This window comes from Methylomonas lenta (genome assembly GCF_001644015.1).
Lineage (GTDB): Bacteria > Pseudomonadota > Gammaproteobacteria > Methylococcales > Methylomonadaceae > Methylomonas > Methylomonas lenta.
In genome coordinates, this window is sequence record NZ_LUUI01000091.1 from 26194 (window position 1) to 42781 (window position 16588).

Consider the following 16588-nt stretch of genomic DNA (forward strand, 5'->3'; position numbering starts at 1 on the left):
CGGCGCGTCCAGTCAGGGACGACACTCTTGGCATTCAGTCGAGGACGAATTGCAGCTTTGATAGGCCCCACCTCATAAACTAATAATGGAGATGCTTATATGCAGCTGATCAAAATTCTGCTGTTCTGCTTTTGTCTGATGCTGTCGCTACAGACCGTATGCGCAGGCTTTGATGAAGCCGCTGCCGCTTTTGCGGTTGGCGACTATGACAAGGTGTTGAAACAAATTCGTCCGCTGGCTGAAGCTGGCGATTCGCGCAGCCAATATGCCATGGGCGTGCTTTACGAAAATGGGTTTGCGGTAGCAAAAGATCCTAAGCAAGCTGCAGTCTGGTATTTGCAGGCTGCGGAACAAGGCAACAGCGATGCCCAATACAATCTCGGCGCGATGAACGAGCACGGTATTGGCATGACGATTAATTACGCCAATGCAGCTCACTGGTATCGTTTAGCTGCGGAGCAGGGCGATATCGATGCGCTGAGCAACCTGGGGGTGCTCTACCAGAAAGGCCAAGGGGTAATGCAGGACAAAATACTGGCTATGGCCTTGTACAACATTTCGGTGGCCTATGCGGGTAAAAGTCAGACTCAAGCGGCACAGAATCGTCAGATTTTGGCTAACCAGATGCCGCTGGAAGAGGTGAAGCAGGCCCAATCACTTACAGAAGTCTTGCTAAAGCAACAGAACTTACAACCGGGACTGGCAGCCTATCTGAAGTCACGATAACACTGAAACAACGGCATCTTTGACTTCCGTTCATACTTTAATATGCTCAGGATGAACGGGATTTAGTTAACTAGTCTCCGTTTCCAGGATCACGCCATACACACGGTTAATGTGGTTACACATAAGCCGGAAGCAAGATTACTGGGTATATCGGTTAACTGTTCCTGATTTTATAGGTGAAGCAGTGTGGATAGCGTTAGCGTTTGAATTGTTCCACCAGTTCATTGAGTTGATTTGCCAATTTAACCAATTCGTTGCTGGCGGCGTTGGTTTGCTCGGCATCTTCGGCTGTGCAATCGGTCAGTTTACTAATCTTTGCCACGCTTAGGCTGACATGTTGTGCAACCAGATTTTGATTATCGGCAGCATCGGACATTTGTGCATTTAACTTGCGGATATGGGTGACCCGTTCTGCGATTAAACTCAAGCCCTCATCAGCGGATTGTACTTGCGAGCGACGTTGTTCCGCGCTGTGTTTTGCATTGTCCATAACTGAAACGGCATCTTTGGCTTCATGTTGTAATTGGGCGACAATCTTTTCAATTTCTTCAGTCGCTTTGTGCGAGCGCGTGGCCAGAGTTCTGACTTCATCAGCCACTACGGCAAAACCTCTGCCTTGTTCGCCTGCACGGGCAGCTTCGATAGCGGCATTGAGCGCTAATAAGTTGGTTTGCTCAGCAAGCCCTTTAATAACATCTAATACGGTGCCGACACCCTTGCTTTTTTCGTCGAGACGCTTGATGACTTCTGATGCGCGTTCAATTTCGGAAACCAGTTCAAAAATGCCATCGATAGCATTTTTGGTGGTCGTCGCACCATTGGCAGCCTGTTGATCGGCTTCTATGGATGCTTGAGAAGCTCCACTGGCACCTGTGCGAACATCACGAACCGAGGATTCCAGTTGATTGATGGCATGTAATACCGATTCCGTTTCCTGGCGTTGTTGTCTGGCTGCTTCAGTGGTTTTAAGCGCGACGTTGGAAATTTGAGAGGTGGCTTTGCGGAGTTGTTGGCTGGTTTCAGAAACCCTATTCATGCTGCTGGCAAAGTTACTCAGCATGGAGTTGAAGGACTTACAGAGTTGGCCGATCTCATCATTGGATTGAATGGCCAGATATTGACGTAGATCAGCATTTTTGCTGATCGAATTTAGGGTAGTGCAGATTTCACCTAAAGGAGTGACAACGATTTTACGCATCAGCCAAGTAATCATGATCATGCCTACAATAAATAAGCCAGCGGCTATGGCGCAGGTAATGATCATATCGTGATTGATTTTGGCGTGTAAGTTGGTCAATGAGTACGAAACTCGAACTGCACCCAGCACAGTACCATCGGGTACTGCATGGCAACTGAGACAATTGGTGCCCTTGAAATTACTGCTGGCGATAATGGGTTCTAGAATGATAATGCTATCGTCGTTAGCTTTTGAATTGACTGCATTGCCTGCAAGGGCCGCGTTATCAAGAGCATCAAGCGGTTGCTGGTCGTTAGAGCCGGGGCCAAAACTATCGACGATGGTCTTGGCTCGAATCAACCGAGCGCTAGTGACATCATCATGCGATTCAATCTTCTTCTGCAAAAAGCGGCTTTGAGCCATCGATCCAGTTAGCATCATGGCATTAAGGCCATCAAAATAACTGTTAGCAATGTCGCGAGCTTTATCTGTCGCCAAAGTCTGCACCATTTGTTTTTGTCGGTCGGCCATAAACAGCAGGCTGACGGACATTACAAGCAGAAAAACACTGGCAATGCTTAACAGAATTTTGCTCTGAATCGATGCTGAGTTATCCATGTTGATTCACTTTTTAGAATAAAGAATTGTTAATAGAGGCTAGCAGGTATTTGAAATCAATCCCGCAAAATTGCGTTGCGGCGATCCGATTGTTTTCGTATGCCGCCGAGTACCCACATTTGATACATGGATACGCACCACATGAAGGCAAATGAAAGCCCAAGACCAAAGCCGGCAACGATGACTAGCCAGGCAAAATGCGGGCTGAGCTTTGTTAGCCACCAGGAGGCAATATCAATCAACAGAAACAAATAAGGCATGACGATAGCCGGATACTTGTAATAACAGGGAATCCCGGTACTAAAGCTGAAAATCAGGCCGACAAACATAAAAATAAAACTAATACCAAATAGATGTATATGCGAAAGCCGGGTTAGTGATTGAAAAGTGGCGCCATGGCTGGATTCAGATACTTTCTGTAAGTTTTCAAATTTAGAAAAGTCCGGTAATGAACCGGCATCAGCGTTGTGGCAAGTCACGCAGTTTTGATCGACGACAGCTTTAATAGTGGTGTTGTATTCTTGCTCAGATGCACCGTCACGCACCCATTGAATAATTTTAAAGCGTTCTTCATCGGGGGCGTTGTATTTCATGGAGCCGTTTAATTTGGATTCCAAAACCGAACCGGAGCGATCGCCGTAATAGCTGTAAACAATATCATTCAACGATAAACCGAATTGACCATCCGCCATGCCATGGGTAAACAGAATTTGGATTAAGGCCATGATATAACCAGCGGCAATCGTGGTTAAATAGCCGGTAAACAATAACTTAATCGAGGTGCCGAAACTGATCAGATTAGCGCCTTTATAAGCGTATTTGACAGGGACATTGTCGTGATTAGACATAAGAATTCTATAAGTTGATTAGCATTCGAAATAGATCAGGCAGACTTTCAAGAAAGCCCGCCTGAAGTTTAACGGCAACAGCTGTTAATTTTTGATGTTTTGATAGTAAAGCCCCAACTCCTCGATTTCCTGGTCTGTTAAGGTTTCGGCGATCGAACGCATGCGACTATAAATGTCATTATGACGTTCGCCAGATTTGAAGGCTTTTAAAGTGGTAGCGGTATATTCTGCACTTTGGCCTGATAAGGCCGGTGTATCCATTACTTGCCCCTTGCCGTCACTGCCGTGACATACTTCGCAGGGGGCGAGCAGTCGATCACTACTACCTGTTTTTATCAGTTTTTCAGCTTGGTCGTATTTCATTACGGTCGGAGACTGAAATGCCGGTGTTTGCGAAGCAAACCAGACGGCTAGATCTGCAGCATCCTGTTTGCTCAAGCTTTGCGCCAAGCCTGACATCATCATGTCCTGACGCTCACCATGGCTATAATCCTGTAATTGTTTATACAAATAATTTGGTTGTTGTCCTGCCAATGATGGGTAGCTGGGTGTAATGCTGATACCTTTTTCGCCGTGACAACCGCTACAGGATTTCGCTAGTTCCTCGCCCTTGACCGGATTGCCGGCTTTGACGAAGTTGATTTGCTCGGCTGTCCAGGCAACTTGCGATGAAGGCTGTGCCCAGGCTGACAAAGGTAGGCAAAGGGCTGCAGTTAGAATAATTTTTTTCATAATCAGACCCCCCATCTGCTTGAACCAAAGGTTTCCATCAAAAAGTGCTGCAATATCGGATAACCGAATGCAATTAACATGAATACAGCTATCACGATGTTCCAGATTTTGAAACTATTCAGGTAATTGGGCAGGTCATTCACTGCGTGAATGGGCTCGGCATATTCAATTTCACCCTGATAGCTTTCATTGCTGATCTGAGTTTTATATAGGTTGTAGATCAATAATCCAGCGGAGTAAGTCAGAATGGCGCCACCGAAAATCATAACGGCTTCATAAGGCTCCCATGACAGGGTCAGCAGATTGTTGTTGTAATTGACGCTATCAATCCGGCGTGGTTGGCCCAATAAACCCAGGATATGCCAAGGTGTAGTCATGATGGACATACCGATAAACCAAGTCCACAGTTGCTTGATAGCCATTGCATTGCTAAACAACGGTTTGCCTGACAATACCGGCCAGAAATAATAAGCAATCCCAAAGTACATGATGACAGTGGTACCGCCAAAAATTAAATGAAAGTGACCCGGCACCCAGGCGGTGTTATGCACCATTGCATTCATGGCATAACTAGCATTCACCAGGCCGCCAAAGCCGCCAAATATCAACATCAGCAAAGCCAGGATGATTGCCAACACCATGGGATTACTCCAGGGCAGGCTGGCTATCCAGCCAAACAAGCCTTTACCACCATTCAAACGACCGGCAATTTCCAGTGATGCAATTACGGTAAAGCCGGTGATGAAGGTGGGTAGGGTTACTACGAATGTACCGATGGCATGCAGAATTTTCCAGCCGTGACTGATGCCAGGGTCCATATAGAGGTGATGGAAACCAATCGGTAAGCTAAATACCACTAAAATAATAAATGCTGCACGAGCCATTTCATCGCTAAATAAAAAACCGCCCGCCTGCTTAGGTACTAAGCAATAAAACGCCGTGTAAGTAGGGATTAACCAAAAATATACAATTGGATGCAATGTCCAGGCAAACAGTGTGCGCGACAAGCCGGGGTCGATAGTATCGATCCAGCCCAAAGCCAAAGGAATCAACTGGAATAGTACTTCAATGGCAACCCCTGCACTGGTCCACAGCCATAAAATAGCGTTGGCGGTGGTGGCGAACATGGCCAGAGGCACAGGTTGGTCCGGGTTGGCTTTTTTCCATTGCATGTACATGACTATCATGGATACACACCAAAACCAGGAGCCAACTACCAGCAAGGTGGCGCCAATGTAAAGCAGCGGATGTCCTTGCATGGGTGGGTAAAAAGTATACAGCACGGATGCTGCGCCACCCAGTAAAGGCAATGCAGCTAGTACCACACCCAGCAAAGCTACAGCAAAGCCGGTCCAGGCGAAAGTTTTGTTCCAAACCGGAAGTTTTAGACTGCTAGTGGCTACGTAGTAACCAAAACCCATGATAAAGAAAGTGGTCAACACGAAACCCATCAATACCCCATGGGTACTGACCGATGCGTAATAGACTTCGCGTGATTCCAGAAAGCCAAAGAATCCGCTGCGTTCTATGACTTGATAAAGTCCCATCACAGCGGCCAGGGCAAAGGCACCGAACGCTACCCAGAAGTGGCTTAGCGCCAATTTTTTCTCAACTGCGTTATCCATGATTTGCTTCCCCCTTGTTGTACATCTCTAGCCACTGGTCTTTGCTGACGACTTTAATATTGGCCCACATATGCGCATGACCCATACCGCAATACTCATTACAAAGCAGCGGATAATCTCCGGTGTGATGCAGTACGGTGTTTACTTCGGCGACATAGCCGGGGACGATCATGGTACTCATGTTAGTCATTGGGATGTGTACTCCATGCAGAACATCCAGGCTAACCCAGCGAAATGTGATGTTGGTTTCAGCCGGTAGCGTCATGGTTTTTGGGTAAAACCCATAACGGCCAGCTACGACACGAACCGTAAGGCTACCGTCTGGGTTGAGTTCTGGCCCGAGTTTATCTTCGGCAAACTCTTCTGAGAGATGTAAGCGAGCAGAGTCTATGGTTTCGACGTGGCTAGGTGCGTTAATACCATGAAACAAAGCTGATATTAAAATCAGGACTACAAACAGGCCGGCAATGCCCAGTGAAATCCCTGCCCATTTTCTTTCTAGTTGATCGATATGCATGGGGCCTCCTTAACTGATATGACCACGGGGTAGAAACATCCCGTAATACATTAATAACCAGGCGATAACCATGCCGCCACCGACCATCAGCAATAAAGTCCAGGTGCCGACCGGCGAGCTTTCGAGTATTTTTTTACGTTCTTCTTCACTTAATTGATTCATATTCTTCCTTCTTGTATGCGTTGATATTAGGAACAAACAGAGCAAAAAATGATATGAGTAGCACGAATATTGTCACTCTTTATGATGACTTTACCATTAGATTGCTGGGGTGATGATACAGGCAAGAGTCAAGTTATCCAACAGAATAGGCGGGGGGGGGGGTTACAGGCTTATTAAGAGTTTGTAAGAAAAACACAATACGCGTTCAATATTGTTGAGAATAAGTCGGCTAACACATATTTAAAGGGGCAAAATCTTGTTCGCCTAATAAGCTGAAAAGCCAAAAATTAATGACAACTTGTTAAAACAGTGTCTGCATGAGTAGGGCCTGATCTTAAAAACGATAGAAATCTACCCTTGTAAGGGGTGCCGTTTTCCAGGAAGCGATTTGCTTTCACCATGGTCAAACTAAAGCCTAATGTATCCATTTGTTGGCAAAATCCTGCTCGGTTGCCTCGGTCCGGGTCGACGATAATAATCTCTGCTACTGGGCTAGCATGTCGATCAATGAAATCAGCTAATTGGCCTGGTTGTTGGCGCTCATAGAGTAAATCGCTACCAATAATCAGATCGAACTGACCAAGATCGTGATTATTGTCAAACCAGTTACTGGTTTCATATTTCAATGGCCCTAATTCGTTCAGTAGCAGATTTTCCAGCAAAAAATCCTCGGTCAAAGGATGCCAGTCGCTGACAGTAATGTCGCCGTCTCGACGATGAATCACCAAGCTTGCTAACCCCAGGCCAGCCCCAATTTCCAGTATGCGTTTACCTGCTAAATCGAAGCTGTTCATGGCTAAAGCCAATACCCGTGCTGAGGGCCAGATCTGGCCAAATAATGACCAATTAGCCGATGAAAGTCCTGTCTGTTGGGCTTTGCCTTCAGGATCAGAGTATTGCTGTAGATCTAACAAAGAACGGATGTGGTATTCGATGTTTGCAACGGTGACGATTTCGTATTTGACTTGGTAGTCGGACATGCGGTGATACTCGGTGAACGTTGTGTATCAGGAAGATTCTGATCAGGGCACAACGATTCGGAGGAACAGGTATGCATGCCGAAGAGGCACTTGCGGGTGAGTTGATTCAATTTATTTTGATCAACTTAACTAACAGGGTAACACGATAGGAGGTCAGGTTTTTGAAAAGCAAGCAGGGTTGAATAGTCAAAAGTGATTTTTAACTATTCAACTTTCAAGCTTCGAGATGTTTTGTGGGTTTGCACGCCCAAGCAATCTGGCGCTGTGCAGGAATCAGTTAAATAAAGAAAAAAATCTGTTTGGTGAAAGCGATTTTGATGATGTAAAACAAAATAAACAACGCACCTGCAAACGCCATCCAGCGTTTTTGCCCTTGTTCACGCATTGTCATAACGCCTAAGCCGATAAATGCCACCATCAGAAATAGTTTGGCAACTATCCAGCCGTAATCATTTGCTAACCAATTACCCTGAAAAACCAATACTATGCCGCTTAGTAACAACAAGCTTGCCAGAATGTGGGGCGATAGTTTTACCCATTTGTGTTCCAAAAGTTCAGGTCGAAATTTAGTCAGGGCAACGCGACCCAGAAAAGTAAGTGTGACAATGGCGACGAATAAGAGATGTATGTGTTTCATAAAGGGATGCTTCTATTGGTTTTAAACAGGGATACTTTACGTGGAAGCGGAGGATAATCAAAGTGTCTCTTTTTGAGGGGCAAAATAGACCTGTTAAACCAAATTAGCAAAAAATTAATCAGCGCTTACCGCATTTATGTTCGCTGCATATTGCCTTGCCGACAAGATTTCTCATCAAGCATGCTTTTCATGCTTTGCATGCATTTTCCACAAACACCACCCGCGCCGGTGCATTGCATCAGTTGTCTACGGGTGCAAGCTCCTTGGTCAATGGCTTGATTCACTTGGCTATCAGTCACCGCTTTGCAAATACAAATGTACATGATGGTCTCGATTAATGGTATTTGATGTTAATGATAACAATTATCATTAGAATGTAAAGTGGGGGTGTTAAATTTTTAGCTTTTTTTTAAAAACTTTAGTGAGAAATCACTAATAACCACGTAATCATTAGGAAATACGCGGGATTGAGGTATCACCTTTCATTGCAAAAGCGCATTTGTTCATGATTAAATAGTCTGCTAAATATTTCATCATTATTTCAGAGCCCATGATGCAAGACTATCAAAGCCAAAAACCTATCGTGCTTGACATACTGAATGCCCATCTGGCTATGCCGGGCAATCTACTTCCTATCCTTCATGGTATTCAGGATACTCTGGGCTATATTCCCGCTGCATCCATTGATGACATTGCTAAAGCGCTCTATCTTTCTAAGGCCGAAGTGCATGGCGTCGTCAGCTTTTATCATTATTTCCGTACTACGCCGCCGGGCAAACATACCATCCGTATTTGTCGGGCTGAATCTTGCCAGGCCATGAATGGTAAAACTTTAGAAAGTCATGCCAAAAATTCATTAGGTATTGATTTTCATGAGACTACTTCTGATGAACATTTTTCACTTGAACCTGTCTATTGCCTCGGTAATTGTGCATGTTCGCCATCGATAACTATTGATGACGAGGTCTACGGTCGCGTTACCCCCGAAAAATTTGATCAACTATTAGCTGCTTGCAAAGGTGCCAAATAATGACCCGTTTATTTATCTCCCGTGACTCGACAGCGCTTTCTCTGGGTGCAGAACAGGTTGCCAAAACTTTACAAGAACAGGCTAGCAATCAAGGTCTTGATATTCAGATCGTTCGTAATGGTTCGCGAGGTCTTTATTGGCTGGAGCCTTTGCTGGAAGTTGAAACTGCCAATGGTCGTATTGCTTATGGGCCTGTGCAGTCTGAAAATATTCCATCACTCTTAGAGAGCGGCTTGTTGGAAGGTCAGACGCACCCGCTTTGCTTGGGTAAGGTCGAAGATTTACCTTACTTTAAAAATCAAAATCGCCTGACCTTTGCCCGTGTTGGCCTGACCGATCCGGTCAATCTTGATGACTATATCGCTCACGAAGGTTATCGCGGACTGAAAAATGCTTTGAGCATGCAACAATCAGATATCGTTAAACAAGTGACTGATTCTGGATTGCGCGGACGGGGTGGCGCTGCATTTCCAACCGGCATCAAATGGAATACCGTGCTGAATGCGCCGGCCGAACAAAAATATATTGTCTGCAATGCCGATGAAGGCGATTCCGGCACCTTCTCAGATCGTATGATCATGGAAGGCGATCCGTTTGTATTGATCGAAGGTATGACTATTGCCGGGTTAGCAGTCGGTGCCACTCAGGGCTATATCTATCTCAGGATTGAATATCCGCATGCCAAAGTTGCACTGAATCAAGCCATTGCAGCCGCTTACCAAAACGGCTATCTGGGTGAAAATATTCAAGGCAGTGGCAAGACTTTCCACCTGGAAGTACGTAGCGGCGCCGGCGCTTACATCTGCGGCGAGGAAACCTCTTTACTGGAAAGCCTGGAAGGCAAGCGTGGCTTGGTTCGCTTTAAGCCGCCACTACCCGCTATCGTTGGCCTATTCGGTAAGCCTACTATCGTCAACAATGTGATTTCACTAGCTTCAGTGCCTATCATCCTGGATAAAGGTGGCGAATATTATCGCGATTACGGCATGGGGCGTTCGCGCGGCACGCTACCCTTGCAACTGGCCGGCAACATCAAGCATCCAGGCTTGTTCGAGGTTGCTTTCGGCATGACGCTGCGCGAATTGCTATACGAATACGGTGGTGGCACAGCCAGCGGACGACCGATCCGAGCTGTTCAAGTAGGTGGTCCTTTGGGCGCTTATTTGCATGAAGGCCAGTTCGACACCCCGCTTGATTACGAAGCCTTTGCGGCCATTTCAGCTGTATTGGGTCACGGCGGCATCGTGGTGCATGACGATACCGTCAACATGGCCGACATGGCCCGTTATGCGATGGAATTTTGTGTAGAAGAATCCTGCGGCAAATGCACACCCTGCCGCATAGGCTCAACGCGCGGCGTTGAAGTGATAGACCGCATCGTCAATGATGTCCAAAAGGATAAAAATACCGTATTACTTCGGGATTTGTGCGACACCATGGTCTACGGCTCTTTATGTGCAATGGGCGGCATGACACCGTATCCGGTGTTGAGCTCGTTGAATCATTTCCCAGAAGACTTTGGCCTGCAACCAGCCGCCAAAGTCTGATCGATTACCAGGAGTTAGCTTATGTCAGCCAATAACGAAATAGATTACGGTACCCCCGTAAGCTCAGCAGAAAATCAGGTCACTCTGGAAATCGACGGCCACTCAGTTACTATCAACGCCGGTAGCTCCGTAATGCGCGCCGCCGCTGAAGCCGGTATCAGCATTCCCAAATTATGCGCCACCGACAGCCTGGAGCCGTTTGGTTCCTGCCGCATGTGTCTGGTGCAAATCGAAGGTGCTCGCGGCTATCCAGCCTCCTGTACCACACCGGTCGCAGAAGGCATGAAGGTCTGCACCCAAAATGACAAATTAGCCAATATCCGCCGTGGTATTGCCGAGCTATATATCTCGGATCATCCGCTGGATTGCTTGACCTGCGCTGCCAACGGCGATTGCGAATTGCAGGACACCGTCGGACAAGTAGGCTTGCGCGAAGTACGTTACGGTTTCGAGGGCGATAATCATCTGGATGCCGAAAAAGATACCAGCAACCCGTATTTCACCTTCGACCCAGCGAAATGTATCGTTTGTTCGCGTTGCGTACGGGCCTGCGAAGAAACCCAGGGTACTTTTGCTTTGACTATTGATGGTCGCGGCTTCGAATCCAAGGTGTCGCCGAGCCAAAATCAAGATTTCATGGATTCCGAATGCGTATCCTGCGGTGCTTGCGTACAAGCCTGCCCGACCGCAACCTTGATGGAAAAGTCGGTTATCGACAACGGCGTGCCGGAACATAGCACGATTACTACCTGTGCTTACTGCGGCGTAGGCTGCTCTTTCAAAGCGGAAATGAAAGGCGAACAACTGGTGCGCATGGTGCCGGATAAAAACGGCCAGGCCAACCATGGTCATTCCTGCGTCAAAGGCCGTTTTGCCTTCGGTTATGCCACCCACAAAGACCGCATCACCACGCCTATGGTACGCGATAAAATCAGCGATGCCTGGCGCGAAGTCAGCTGGGAAGAAGCGATAACATTTGCCGCAGACAAACTCAAACACATCCAGGCAACATACGGTAAATACTCGGTCGGCGGCATCACCTCGTCTCGCTGCACCAACGAAGAAACCTATCTGGTACAAAAACTGATCCGTGCCGGTTTCGGTAACAACAACGTCGACACCTGTGCGCGGGTTTGCCATTCGCCGACCGGTTACGGCCTGAAAAATACTTTCGGCGAATCGTCAGGAACCCAAACCTTTGACTCGGTAATGAAGTCCGACGTCATCATGGTGATCGGCGCCAACCCGACCGACGGCCATCCCGTTTTCGGTTCGATGATGAAGCGTCGTCTGCGTCAAGGCGCCAAATTAATCGTAGTCGACCCGCGCAGCATCGATCTGGTGCGTAACAGCCCACACGTCAAAGCTGATTATCATTTGAAATTACGTCCAGGCACCAATGTTGCCGTGGTCACTGCGTTGGCCCATGTTATCGTCACCGAAGGCTTGGCCGACGAAGCGTTTGCGCTCGAGCGTTGCGATGTAGAGTCTTTTGATAAATGGAAAACCTTTGTTTCCCTGCCACAAAACTCACCGGAAGCCGTCGCGGAAGTTACCGGCGTAGACGCTGAAACCATGCGTGCCGCGGCTCGCTTGTATGCTACCGGCGGCAATGGTGCCATCTATTATGGTTTGGGCGTAACCGAACACAGCCAAGGCTCAACCACCGTCATCGGCATCGCCAACCTTGCCATGGCAACCGGCAACATCGGTTTCGATGGTGTGGGCGTCAACCCCTTACGCGGACAAAACAACGTGCAAGGCTCCTGCGACATGGGCTCGTTCCCGCATGAATTTGTCGGTTATCGTCATGTATCCGACACTGAAACCCGTTCGCAGTTTGAAGCTGCCTGGGGCGTTTCGCTGGAATCCGAACCCGGCCTGCGCATACCGAACATGTTTGCCGCAGCCATCGACGGTACATTCAAAGGCTTATATGTACAGGGTGAAGACATTGCTCAATCCGACCCGGATATTCAGCACGTTCACCACGCCTTGCGCGAATTGGAATGCCTGATCGTGCAGGATATTTTCCTCAACGAAACCGCTAAATTTGCTCATGTGTTCCTGCCGGGTTCCTCTTTCCTGGAGAAAAACGGTACGTTTACCAACGCCGAACGTCGTATTTCGCCGGTACGTAAAGTCATGACACCGATGGCCGGCAAAGAAGACTGGGAAGTGACCCAGGATTTGTCGAATGCTTTAGGCTATCCGATGAATTACAGTCATCCGTCGGAAATCATGGCTGAAATTGCCAGCCTGACGCCGCAATTCGCCGGTGTGACTTACGAAAAAATCGACGCCATGGGCAGCATTCAATGGCCTTGCAACGATGAAGCACCCGACGGTACACCTATCATGCATGCCGATGAATTCGTGCGCGGCAAAGGCCGCTTCATGCTGACCGAGTACATTCCAACCCAGGAACGTACCAACAGCAAATATCCATTGATTCTGACCACCGGCCGTATTTTGTCGCAATACAATGTCGGCGCGCAAACTCGCCGTACCGAAAACGTGGCATGGCATGACGAGGATCGCTTGGAAATTCATCCGCACGATGCTGAAGTATTGGGTATTGCCGACGGTGACTGGGTAGGCGTAAAAAGCCGTACCGGCGAAACCGTCATGCATGCCATTATTACCGAGCGCATGCAGCCGGGCGTGGTCTACACCACTTTCCATTTCCCACATTCAGGCGCTAACGTCATCACCACCGACAACTCGGATTGGGCGACCAATTGCCCAGAATATAAAGTCACTGCGGTGCATGTCGCTAAAGTGGCGCAACCTTCTGAATGGCAACAGAAATACCAAAGCTTTTCCGATCAGCAATTATCATTGCTGGAAAACCGCATCGTTGCAGGCGACTAAAGTAGATCTGACTATGGATGCCATTAGTGAGTTGGGCTGGAGCAGTTATCGAAAAGGCACATTCGATGTCTGGCGCGGCCCAACCCATCAGCAGAAAGAAGACTCTGTCGCCGAGGAAGTGCCTGTGGTGTTGGTCTACAACACCATGCCACATGTTGTGATGCTGACTACACCTTTAAATCTGGAAGATTTTGCCTTGGGTTTTAGTTTGACCGAAGGCATCATCCAGCATCAAGCAGAGCTGCAAGCCATTAGAGTAGTGCAGCGCTCTAAAGGCGTTGAAGTGCGTATGACAATTCCTGAGCAACGCTGCGAAAGCATGCATGGCAAAGGCCGCAATATGACGGGCCGTACCGGCTGCGGCTTATGCGGCGCTACGACATTGGAACAAGCCATTCGCCCTCCAAAACCGGTAGGTGCCGGTTTACCTTTGGATGCTGAGGTTTTATGCGCGGCCTTGCAGGAAATGCCCGGTAAGCAAAGCCTTAACCTAATGACGGGGGCCGTACATGCAGCTGCCTGGCTTCATCCTGAACGCGGTATCATTGCTGTGCGCGAAGACGTCGGCCGGCATAATGCACTGGACAAATTGATAGGCTCATTAGCCAAAGCCAATTGCGACTTTAATGCCGGCTGGCTGTTGGTCACCAGTCGAGCCAGCTATGAAATGGTGCAAAAAGCGGCCAGTGTTGGCATTACTTTGCTAGCCGCCATCTCGGCTCCGACCGGGTTGGCTATAAAATTAGCGGATGAATGCGGTCTAACCCTGGTTGGATTTGCCCGCAACGACAATCACGTCATCTACACTCACCCTCATCGTTTACAACACATACAAGTATCGGTCGCCTAACATGGACAAAAGCAATTTAATCAAAATGGCCAACGACATCGGCTCTTTCTTCAAATCCGAACCCGACAGGACACTGGCGATTGCTGGTATAGAGCAGCACATCAGAAATTTCTGGGAACCACGGATGCGCAAAGAGATTGTTGAATATATCGAAAAAGGCGGTACGGATTTAATGGACATCGTCGCCGAAGCGGTCAAAAAACTCGCAAAATAATTCACCCACTGTTTTCCGCCAAACTTAAACAGTTTGGTTTGGCGGTATGGCTATAGCCCCTAAACCCATAATCCTACGCAAGTTTTGCAGCAACATTCCTCCGATTACGCGATCGTTAATCGGAGCTACTCGGCTCCTATCGGAACCCTACTTTTCGCCTCAAGTGATGATTGTCTTGATGCACATCAGAATCCGCGTGGTTTGAAAGCTATGCCAGTACAACTTTAATATCGTTCGGTTCTGCTTTGCATGTGCGGGCAGAATAAACGACCAAAATATCTTGCTCAAGGAATATAAATGAGAATTTGTGGTGTTGAATTGACGGGCAACGATGCCGTTGTGTGTTTACTTCATTTAGAAGATCAACAGTTTGAAATACCGGATTGTAGAGTGCGCAAACTGACGTTGCCAAAAGATCACACACGTGAAGATCTTCAGCAGTTTCAATTTGCCTTTGCCAAACTGGTCAGCGATTACAGGGTCGATAAGGTCGCCATAAAAGAGCGTATGCCTAAGGGAAAATTCGCCGGTGGCGCAATCAGCTTTAAGCTAGAATCAGCCATTCAACTCATAGCGGATATAGATGTGGTTGTGCTTTCGTCAACCCAAATTAAGTCTGGGCTTTCGGAACATCCGTTACCCATCATATTTGCAGAAACGGGATTAAAGGTATTCCAAGAAGCTGCATTTACAGTAGCCTATGCGGCCCATAGGTTGAAGTAGATTGCATATAAGGTTTGATCGGCGGATATGGCGCTTTGCTTATCCGCCCTAAAACCTGACAAAGTTGCCAGCCTTTACTTCGGAAATATCAGTGTTACGACAAAGCGCAAACCCCAATCTGCGCCTCCTGCCGGCTTATCAGCATAATAGCGTCCGCCTAGAGTGAACTGTACGGGTTGACTACCCAGCTTTAGCACTTGGCTGAGTTGTAGGTTCAAAGGCACATTCCATTGATTGCTTTCCCAGTTGTAAGTGGATTCTGTGTTTAAGCCCAGCGTGGTGTGCATCTTGGTGGTGTACGCGACAAAAGGCTGCAAAAATGTGGAGCTTACATCCGTGCGGGATGTTGAACCCGCGAATGACCAAATGTGATTGGCAAGCGCACCATAAGTCCAGCCATCCTCTTGCTTTAGAAGCACGGCTGTGGGTCCGGCGCCCCATTTTTGGGAACCGAGTGCATTGTCGGAAGCGCTTGGATAAAGAAATGCGGGTCCTGCACCCATGATCCAGCCTCCGACAGGCGCTTTGGGTGATAGGAAAAAACTTTGCGTAATGTCACCTAAACCGTTGACATCATTTCCGCCTGCCACAGAGGGTTCAAAATGGCTGATGGGCATGATGGTACGTGTTATCAGATTCCAATCATCATTGATTGAAAACGGTATAACGGGTTGCACGTTAACGGTATAGCGCATGGCATTCGTCGAGCCGGCACCAAAATCCCAGTTGTTTTGAATCGGTACACTAATCAAATTCGCAACCGGGTTTTGTAATTTAAGCGCTAGATCATTGTCGTTATCCGCAGAATGATTTTCCGTTGCCTCTGCTTGTGCTGAGGGGATATAAGCAAACCCATTTGCCAGAATTAAACTGCTTAAACAGAGCAATATCCGTTTTATAGTTATAGTGTTAGTTTTATGGGGATCTAACATTTAATTGTTTCCTTGTTTTTCATTATTTTTTAAGGCAAAGCCAAAATCAGTTCTCGAATCGGCAGAGTTTTTATTGCGGTCAGTGATTTCTGAAAGCTTGAGCAACTCAGGCTTCATTCCATTAACAAGTTTACAAGACCATGACTCACCAGAGAGTACAGGCCATAAATATCGTAAAACCTAAAGTGTGGTTGATGATCGTATCTCGCCAATTGTACCAAATACAAAACTGCTTGAGCTAACGCTAGAGTAGGGTTGTCGTTGTGTTCGATTTATCTGATAAATGGGTTTTCCAAAGTCGACAACAATATATCGAACCTATCGCCGGCATAGCCCAGTCTAAAATCAAGCAGAAGCGCGAGACTGTATGCTAGTCTTAGGGGAAATCCAAAGGGA

General features: G+C 47.4%; 17 protein-coding genes. 7 read left to right on the forward strand and 10 right to left on the reverse strand.

Translation table 11 applies throughout. The features are described from left to right. The first annotated feature begins 99 nt into the window (after positions 1 to 99). Positions 100 to 726: a tetratricopeptide repeat protein gene (locus tag A1359_RS07480; protein ID WP_066980373.1), complete on the forward strand. Its 627-nt coding sequence runs from the start codon at positions 100 to 102 to the stop codon at positions 724 to 726. A gap of 196 nt (positions 727 to 922) precedes the next feature. Here the strand turns inward: A1359_RS07480 and A1359_RS07485 are convergent, their stop codons facing one another. The 9 genes from A1359_RS07485 to A1359_RS21860 all read right to left on the reverse strand — a co-directional run bounded on the left by A1359_RS07485 (position 923) and on the right by A1359_RS21860 (position 8345). Next, positions 923 to 2521, reverse strand: a complete 1599-nt coding sequence (locus A1359_RS07485) for a methyl-accepting chemotaxis protein (protein WP_066980376.1) — start codon at positions 2519 to 2521, stop codon at positions 923 to 925. 56 nt (positions 2522 to 2577) lie between these two features. Next, positions 2578 to 3369 carry an elongation factor-1 alpha gene (locus A1359_RS07490; RefSeq protein ID WP_066980379.1) on the reverse strand — a complete coding sequence of 264 codons (792 nt, stop codon included), beginning with the start codon at positions 3367 to 3369 and terminating at the stop codon, positions 2578 to 2580. Positions 3370 to 3453: 84 nt separating this feature from the next. Next, complete coding sequence (locus A1359_RS07495; protein WP_066980383.1) at positions 3454 to 4101, reverse strand: c-type cytochrome; 648 nt, start codon at positions 4099 to 4101, stop codon at positions 3454 to 3456. 2 nt (positions 4102 to 4103) lie between these two features. After that, positions 4104 to 5726: a b(o/a)3-type cytochrome-c oxidase subunit 1 gene (locus A1359_RS07500; RefSeq protein WP_066980386.1), complete on the reverse strand. Its 1623-nt coding sequence runs from the start codon at positions 5724 to 5726 to the stop codon at positions 4104 to 4106. Further along, on the reverse strand, positions 5719 to 6243 hold the full coding sequence (locus A1359_RS07505; protein ID WP_066980389.1) for a cupredoxin domain-containing protein: 525 nt from the start codon (positions 6241 to 6243) through the stop codon (positions 5719 to 5721). The genes A1359_RS07500 and A1359_RS07505 overlap by 8 nt, the downstream gene beginning before the upstream one ends. A gap of 9 nt (positions 6244 to 6252) precedes the next feature. Next, a complete protein-coding gene (locus A1359_RS22720) occupies positions 6253 to 6405 on the reverse strand; it encodes a hypothetical protein (protein WP_198159293.1) in 153 nt (50 codons plus the stop codon). 287 nt (positions 6406 to 6692) lie between these two features. Beyond that, positions 6693 to 7385, reverse strand: a complete 693-nt coding sequence (locus A1359_RS07510) for a class I SAM-dependent methyltransferase (RefSeq protein WP_066980391.1) — start codon at positions 7383 to 7385, stop codon at positions 6693 to 6695. A gap of 277 nt (positions 7386 to 7662) precedes the next feature. Then, positions 7663 to 8022, reverse strand: coding sequence for a SirB2 family protein (locus A1359_RS07515; protein ID WP_066980394.1), 360 nt, complete (start codon positions 8020 to 8022; stop codon positions 7663 to 7665). Positions 8023 to 8156: 134 nt separating this feature from the next. After that, positions 8157 to 8345, reverse strand: coding sequence for a (2Fe-2S)-binding protein (locus tag A1359_RS21860; RefSeq protein ID WP_083960549.1), 189 nt, complete (start codon positions 8343 to 8345; stop codon positions 8157 to 8159). Between the two features lie 230 nt (positions 8346 to 8575). On the opposite strand from A1359_RS21860, the gene A1359_RS07525 reads away from it, so the two are divergent. The 6 genes from A1359_RS07525 to A1359_RS07550 all read left to right on the forward strand — a co-directional run bounded on the left by A1359_RS07525 (position 8576) and on the right by A1359_RS07550 (position 15260). Further along, positions 8576 to 9052, forward strand: coding sequence for a formate dehydrogenase subunit gamma (locus tag A1359_RS07525; protein WP_066980501.1), 477 nt, complete (start codon positions 8576 to 8578; stop codon positions 9050 to 9052). Further along, a complete protein-coding gene (locus A1359_RS07530) occupies positions 9052 to 10599 on the forward strand; it encodes a formate dehydrogenase beta subunit (RefSeq protein ID WP_066980401.1) in 1548 nt (515 codons plus the stop codon). Before A1359_RS07525 ends, A1359_RS07530 begins: the two co-directional genes overlap by 1 nt. A gap of 21 nt (positions 10600 to 10620) precedes the next feature. Next, positions 10621 to 13473: a formate dehydrogenase subunit alpha gene (gene fdhF / locus A1359_RS07535; protein WP_066980404.1), complete on the forward strand. Its 2853-nt coding sequence runs from the start codon at positions 10621 to 10623 to the stop codon at positions 13471 to 13473. A gap of 13 nt (positions 13474 to 13486) precedes the next feature. After that, a complete protein-coding gene (gene fdhD / locus A1359_RS07540; RefSeq protein ID WP_066980406.1) occupies positions 13487 to 14323 on the forward strand; it encodes a formate dehydrogenase accessory sulfurtransferase FdhD in 837 nt (278 codons plus the stop codon). Between the two features lies 1 nt (position 14324). Continuing rightward, positions 14325 to 14537 (forward strand): formate dehydrogenase subunit delta, encoded by a 213-nt coding sequence (locus A1359_RS07545; protein WP_066980409.1) that lies wholly within the window; start codon positions 14325 to 14327, stop codon positions 14535 to 14537. Positions 14538 to 14834: 297 nt separating this feature from the next. Beyond that, the gene (locus A1359_RS07550) at positions 14835 to 15260 is read left to right on the forward strand and encodes a DUF3010 family protein (RefSeq protein WP_066980412.1); all 426 of its coding nucleotides are present in this window, start codon (positions 14835 to 14837) and stop codon (positions 15258 to 15260) included. Positions 15261 to 15334: 74 nt separating this feature from the next. Here A1359_RS07550 and A1359_RS07555 read toward each other — a convergent pair whose 3' ends face one another. Further along, positions 15335 to 16192: a hypothetical protein gene (locus A1359_RS07555; RefSeq protein WP_066980414.1), complete on the reverse strand. Its 858-nt coding sequence runs from the start codon at positions 16190 to 16192 to the stop codon at positions 15335 to 15337. Positions 16193 to 16588: the final 396 nt, after the last annotated feature.